6 protein-coding genes and 2 pseudogenes are annotated in these 7,074 nt (G+C 29.0%); 4 read left to right on the top strand and 4 right to left on the bottom strand.

Annotated features, from left to right (window positions below; all coding sequences use genetic code 11):
* The 3 genes and pseudogenes from ABY863_RS12015 to ABY863_RS12005 form a co-directional block, all read right to left on the bottom strand.
* Positions 1-194: pseudogene (locus ABY863_RS12015) on the bottom strand (isochorismate synthase); the annotation flags it as partial.
* A gap of 6 nt (positions 195-200) precedes the next feature.
* Positions 201-1,061 (bottom strand): alpha/beta fold hydrolase, encoded by an 861-nt coding sequence (locus ABY863_RS12010; protein ID WP_372795157.1) that lies wholly within the window; start codon positions 1,059-1,061, stop codon positions 201-203.
* Positions 1,062-1,067: 6 nt separating this feature from the next.
* Positions 1,068-1,484, bottom strand: a complete 417-nt coding sequence (locus ABY863_RS12005) for a PaaI family thioesterase (RefSeq protein WP_372795155.1) — start codon at positions 1,482-1,484, stop codon at positions 1,068-1,070.
* A gap of 79 nt (positions 1,485-1,563) precedes the next feature.
* Here ABY863_RS12005 and ABY863_RS12000 point away from each other — a divergent pair, with 79 nt between their 5' ends.
* Positions 1,564-2,073, top strand: a complete 510-nt coding sequence (locus ABY863_RS12000; RefSeq protein WP_372795153.1) for a hypothetical protein — start codon at positions 1,564-1,566, stop codon at positions 2,071-2,073.
* Between the two features lie 30 nt (positions 2,074-2,103).
* On the opposite strand, the gene ABY863_RS11995 is transcribed toward ABY863_RS12000, so the two are convergent.
* Positions 2,104-3,168 carry a hypothetical protein gene (locus ABY863_RS11995; protein ID WP_372795151.1) on the bottom strand — a complete coding sequence of 355 codons (1,065 nt, stop codon included), beginning with the start codon at positions 3,166-3,168 and terminating at the stop codon, positions 2,104-2,106.
* Positions 3,169-3,257: 89 nt separating this feature from the next.
* On the opposite strand from ABY863_RS11995, the gene ABY863_RS11990 reads away from it, so the two are divergent.
* From ABY863_RS11990 to ABY863_RS11980, 3 genes and pseudogenes are all read left to right on the top strand, one after another.
* Positions 3,258-4,157: an ABC transporter ATP-binding protein gene (locus ABY863_RS11990; protein ID WP_372795149.1), complete on the top strand. Its 900-nt coding sequence runs from the start codon at positions 3,258-3,260 to the stop codon at positions 4,155-4,157.
* Positions 4,158-4,159: 2 nt separating this feature from the next.
* Positions 4,160-4,987, top strand: a complete 828-nt coding sequence (locus tag ABY863_RS11985) for an ABC transporter permease (RefSeq protein ID WP_372795147.1) — start codon at positions 4,160-4,162, stop codon at positions 4,985-4,987.
* Positions 4,988-5,048: 61 nt separating this feature from the next.
* A pseudogene (locus ABY863_RS11980) lies at positions 5,049-7,074 on the top strand (hypothetical protein); the annotation flags it as partial.

Raw genomic sequence — 7,074 nt, 5'->3', positions numbered from 1 at the left:
TTTTTTTCATTCTTATTAAATGGCGCAAAAACAAAACCCTGTTCTTCAAAAGAATTTAAATAATGTAGTTCATCATTATTTTGAATATATGCAGTTATGCATGCCTCATCCGGCTTTCTAAAAACAACCAATGGTGTATTTGAGTTATAAAACTCAGAAATTTCATTAAAAAATTTTATAATTTCTTTTTGCAATTGATTTTAATTTAACTGTTGAAGTAGTATGCTTTTAATTTCATTAAATTGAGACCAAACCAATCCGTGTCCGGCATGATTCAAAGTTACTAAATCAAATTGTTCCGAAGAAAATTTTTCTTTTAAATATAATGAATTTTCATATGGTACAATCCAATCTTCATTTCCATGAATACTTATAATTTTTGAAGGATTTTCTCCCCAAGTAGTTTCAAAATTTAGTAAATCTTTTTTATGAGTTAACTTTTCTTTTGAAGCAGCTTTCCAAACTTTTGGCAACAACCATCTAGTTGCAGTCCATTTATAAAAATGAAGCGCCCAGGGCATTGGTTCTACTTTTGAATATACTGCAGGAGCTAACAATATTATTTTTTTATATTCATTTTTTGAAGCTAAAGCAATTGGGCCACCATAAGAATATCCAACCAAAATTGTATTTTTTTTAATCAAATCTTTGGTTAAATCTTCCAATAAATCGGTTTCAAAAGCAATAGATTCTTGAACATTTCCTGTTTGTTTTGTGCCATAACCAATTCTATCATAAGAAATTAAATTAGCTTTGTTATTCAACTCAACATCAGCTAAATACTTTTTAAAATCTAACGATGACCCTATAGAACCATGAATAAACACCAAGGTTGGAAGCAAGGTGTCAATTTCTTTTTGAGTTTCTAAAACTCTATATTTAAACTCTTTAAATGTATGTTCAGTGATATAAACCTGACTGTTACTTTCAACAAAATAATTTATAATTTTTTTATCAGATTTAGGAATTGAAAAACGATAAAACATGGTTATTAAAGCTATTAAAAGAACACTTAAAATAATTGTAATAACTTTTAAAACCTTTTTAATTTTTTTCAACATACACCACTATTTCGCCAGAATATAATTCGTTATTTTACAAATTGAAATCACTCTTCCTCTATCATCAACAACTTTAATTTCAACTAAATGAATTGTTTTTCCTTTATGAATAATTTTTGCAGTTGCTGTAATAATTCCACTTTTTACACTCCTTAAGTGGTTTGCCGAAAATTCAATACCACGAACACTATATTTGTCTCTATCAATTGCTAACAAAGATGCTGGACTTCCAACACTTTCAGCCAAAGCCATGGTAGCACCTCCATTTAAAATTCCATCAGGTTGGTGAACTCTAGAATTCACAGGCATTGTTGCCACTAAATAATCTTCGCCAGTAGCTACATACTTAATTTCTAAAGTTTCCATCAATGTATTTTCACACATCTTATTTAACATTGTTAATGTTGCTGCTTTATCACTCATAAAAAAAATTGTTTGGCAGTAAAAATAAGAATTTAAAACTTTAAATAGTACCTTTGTACCCTAATTGTATTTTATTAAAATGGCTTACAGAATTAGAATTATTTTAGATGTTAAAAATGATGTAATTAGAGATCTAATTGTAGATGAAACTATTAATTTAGAAGAATTACATTATACTATTGCCAAAGCTTTTGGCTTTAAAGGCAAAGAAATGGCTTCATTTTATGGAACTGACAATAATTGGGAACAAGGAGATGAAATTCCGCTTATCGACATGTCTGAAGAAGACAACTTACAAGAAATGAACACTTTATTAGTTTCTAATGTTTTTAAAAAAGTTGGTGATAAACTAATTTATGTATATGATTTTATGGCAATGTGGACATTCTTTGTTGAATTAGCTGAAATTATAAATACTCCTGAAGAAGACTTACCTAAAATAGCGTTATCTTTTGGAAACACCCCTGATGAAGCACCAGAAAAAGAATTTAAATCTGAAAAATCTTTAGATGATTTTGATTCATTTGATGCTTATAATGATGAAAATGATTTAGAAAATATAGATGATATAGACTTTGACACTTATTAACTAAAGAATTCAAAAAACACCTTTATACCTTTATCTAATTATATAACTATTAACATTTTCATAGTTTCTGGTAACAAAATCAAAAGCTACTTTTAAAATATCTCCCATATTATCACAATTTTTAAAATTTTTATCAAGCGTATATTTTTTTAAATCCATTTTAAGTTCATAAATTTTCTCAGGAGTAGAAATTTCATCATTACACATACATTCTAACAAATCATTCACCCTATCCTGAGAGCCTCTTAGTCTTCTTGCAATAGCTGAACGTTCCTCTTTTTTATATTGTTCAATAGATTCTTCTTGCAAGTTTTCAGAAACCATTTTAACAAACGGATAATTTTCTTTAAAATATTGAGGAAAATATACTTTTAAATTTCCTTCAAAACTTTGCTGATCAAAATCCATGGCGCGCATACGATATTCAACTTGATCAAAATCATACGAAGCAACAATTACATAATTATAAGATCTCATATCTCCTAGCATACGAATCATACATCGTTCATTAAATTTTACAAATTCTTTAGAAAGCCTTTTCAAACCTCTTACAGAAACCATTTTCATGTTTTCTATTAAAAATTGATCTCCAGGAATTCCTAAAACGTGTTCTTCTATTAGTGTATCTTTATACACTAAGAAGTTAATATTGTTAGGTGATAAAATATGCTCTAATTCAAGCCCATATACTCTTGATGCATCTGCTTTTTTAATATAAATATAGGTATGATTGTCATTTAAAATATTTCTAATTTTTATTCTGAAAGGTTTTGAATTGCCAAAAGTACAGTAGTCAATTCCATCAATAGTTAAATAAGGTAAAGAATCTTCACTACCATCACCGTGCAAAATTAAATACATTCGTTTTAAACTTAAATCAATTTCTTCACGTTCATGCTCTGCATAATACACCCGAATCCATAACGTATCATCTCCATTTTTATCATATACTTCAACAGCTCCATCAAAACGAAGTAAGTCATCATAAAAAACAGGAATCTTTATATTTCTATTGTATTCTGTTAAATAATTATACAAACGTTCATTAATTGGATACGCTGGTTTTTTCCTCGACATTAATTTTTCTTCCTCCATAAATATCTATATTTTACACCAAAATTAGTATATTGCTGTAACAAATTTCCCTAAATATCGTCTTATTTTTATACTAAACAAAAAAAAATTTGGAAACAATTATATCGCTTAGCAACCTAAATAAAAAATTTGGAAATATTCATGCTGTAAATAATTTATCTTTTGACATTCAAAAAGGAACTGTTTATGGAATTTTAGGTCCAAATGGAAGTGGAAAATCAACTACGCTTGGTATTATTTTAAATGTTGTTAATAAAACTTCGGGAGATTTTAGTTGGTTTGATGGTGCTTTATCCACTCACCAAGCTCTTAAAAAGGTGGGTGCCATTATTGAACGACCAAATTTTTATCCTTACATGACAGCTATCCAAAATTTAAAGTTGGTATGTAAAATAAAGGAAATTCCTTTCTCTAGAATTGAAGAAAAATTAAAAACCGTTAATTTATACGAACGTAGAGATAGTAAATTCAAGACTTTTTCTTTAGGTATGAAACAACGTTTAGCCATTGCTTCTGCCCTACTAAATGATCCTGAAATTTTAATTTTAGACGAACCTACAAACGGATTAGACCCTCAAGGAATTCATGAAATTAGAAAAATCATTAAAGATATTGCAAGTAACGGAACCACTATTTTATTGGCTTCACATTTATTAGATGAAGTTGAAAAAGTTTGCTCACATGTAGTTGTTATTAGAAATGGAATTAAATTATATTCTGGAAGAGTTGATGAGATGACTGCTTCACACGGGTTGTTTGAACTTAAAGTTGAAACCGATTCAGACAAATTATTAGAATTACTTACAAGTTTTGAAGGAATTGCTTCAATTAAAAATGATGACGACACCATAATTGCAACCTTAAATAAACCTATTTCGGCAACAGAAATGAATAGCTTTTTATTTAAAAATGGGATTGTTGTATCTCATCTAGTGAAACGCAAACCAAGTTTAGAACAACAATTCTTATCACTAACTAACAAAAATTAATAATGTTTAGACTCTTAAATATAGAAATCCATAAATTAAAACATAGCAGAGCAAGTAGAGTTTTAATATTAATTTATTTTATTTTATTAACTTCAATAGCATTAATTGCTGCTATTAAATTTGATATTGGCCCCATAAAATTTCATTTGGCTGAACAAGGTATTTTTAATTTTCCATACATCTGGCATTTTAATACTTACATGGCTTCTATTTTTAAATTTTTCTTGCTATTAGTTATTGTCTCAATGATGGCTAATGAATACAGCAACAAAACATTAAAGCAAAATTTAATTGATGGTTTAAGTAAAAAAGAGTTTGTATTATCGAAATTTTATACGGTTATTTTATTGGCATTCATTTCAACAATATTTGTATTCATTGTATCTGTTATACTTGGTTATATTTATTCTGATTTTAATGAATTTTCAATTGTAACCACTGATTTAGAGTATTTAGTTGCCTTTTTTGTAAAATTGGTTGGTTTCTTTTCTTTTGGGCTATTTTTAGGGATTCTAGTAAAAAGATCAGCTTTTGCTGTTGGGGCTATGTTAGTTTGGGCAATGATTGAAGGTTTTATAAAAGGAATGCTCTATTGGAAATTTGAAGAGTTTGTTTCAGAAGTAATGCGTTTTCTCCCATTAGAAGCAATGGCGAACTTAATTAAGGAACCTTTTACAAGATTAGATGCTGTTAAAGCTGTTGCAAAAACTGCTGGTGAAGATTTATCAAAAGACTTTTCTGTTCAACCGTTAGATATTATTATTGTTCTTATTTGGACTTCTGTTTTTATATATTTTTCATACTTATTGCTTAAAAAAAGAGATTTATAATTAATTATTTAATTTTAGTAGTTATTCTTACATTTGAAAAAACTATCACGTTATTCGTCAAATGAGAAAATTAATTACCATTCTTTCTTTTTTATGTGTATTGCAAAATTTTGCCCAAGGAGAAGCTAATGTTTGGTATTTTGGTGAAAATGCAGGTTTAGATTTTAATTCAGGCACTCCAGTTGTTTTAAATGATGGGCTAATTAATACACGTGAAGGTTGCTCTTCTTTTTCTGATTCAAATGGTAATTTATTATTTTATTCTGATGGTACAACTGTTTGGACAAAAAATCATACTATTATGTCAGGTGGTTCAGGATTAAAAGGTGATCCTTCCAGTACACAATCTGCTATGATAATTCCAAAGCCAAATAGTACAACCGAATTTTATATTTTTACAGTTGGATCAGCAGTGAATGGAGGAGATTATGGTTTTGATTATTACACTATTGATATGAATACCAATGGAGGTTTAGGCAGTGTAATAGCAGGCCCAATTGATTTATCTGAAGGAAGATTTACAGATTGGACCGAAAAAGTTGCGGCAATTAAAGGTGATGAATGTCAAACTTTTTGGGTTATTTCGTATGTTGGAAGTGATTTTTATGCTTATAAAATATCAACAGCTGGTGTGGCTTCAGCTCCTGTTATTTCTACTGTTTCTTATACTGCAACTGACAGAAGAGGTTACCTAAAAATAGCTCCTGATGGAAAAAAATTAGCAATTGCTCACATGAGTAATGTTAACAATCTTGGGCAAAAAATAACTGGGTCTCTTTTATTATATGACTTTAATGATGCAACGGGAGTTATCACAAATCAAAAAAACTTACCTCTAACTTCGCCAACAGACAGACCTTACGGAGTTGAATTTTCTTCAAATAGCGAAAAATTATATGTTCATGCTTCTAATGATTATTATAATGGCATTTATTCTGAATGGAATAATCCGAGTAATCATTTATCAACTTTATACCAATTTAATTTAAGTTCAAATTTAACGGCAGACATTATAGCTTCAAGAAAAATTATAGATTCTCAAAATTTATTTAGAGGAGGTTTACAATTAGGTCCAGATCAAAAAATTTATAGAGCTTTGTCCAAGACATATGATATTGGAATCCCTTTTCTAGGTGTTATTCAAAACCCTGAAAATGAAGGGTCCGCATGTAACTATCAACATTTAGCAATTGATTTAGCAGGGAATAATGCTACGCAAGGTTTACCTCCATTCATTGCTTCCATATTTTCTCAAATTGAAATTTCTAATATTGATACTAACGGAACAACCAAAATTTTAAATGATCAAATTTCTAATTTATGCGTTGGCGATAATTTTAATGTTACTCCTGAATCATTAACAGGCATAACAACTTATAATTGGTATTTAAACAATGCTTCAACCCCTTTTTCAAATGAAAAAAATCTTTCTTTTACAAGCGCTACATCTGCAATTGACGGGTTATATTCGCTCGTAGTTACTCAAACTGATGTATGTGGCAATACAAGCACTTTAGAAGGAGAGTTTTCTATTAAAGTATCTGACTATCCACCTAATGTACAGCCTGTAAATCTCCAGCAGTGCGATGATGATAATGATGGTTTTTTAAATTTTGATTTAAACACTTTAAAGAATGCTGAACTACTAAATGGTGAAAGCAATACTGAATTTGAAGTATTATATTATATAAATCAAGCAGATGCCGATGCCAATACAAATGCTATTTCTAATCCATATACAAATTCAACTCCTTTTAGTACAGATACAATTTTCACTCGAATACATCATATTGAAAATAGTAATTGCTATGAAACTAACAGTTTTACCATACAAATTTTTGAAACTCCAAACCCACCTTCAACTATCACAATTTTAGAAAAATGTGATGATTTATCAATTGGAACTGATACTGATGGATTTATCATTTTTGATGTTACAGAAAAAGAAACTGAAATTTTAAATGGGCAATTGGCTTCCAATTTTACCATTACATATTTTACAGATGCTGCATATACAACACAAATAAGTAATGCTACTGCATTTCCTAATTCAATTTCTGGTGGTCAAACCATTTATGTTCGTATCA

The organism is Lutibacter sp. (genome assembly GCF_041562875.1).
In the GTDB taxonomy this organism is placed as follows: Bacteria; Bacteroidota; Bacteroidia; order Flavobacteriales; family Flavobacteriaceae; genus Lutibacter.
The sequence above is the reverse complement of the archived record's forward strand: the minus strand, read 5'-3'. Positions and strand labels throughout refer to the sequence as shown.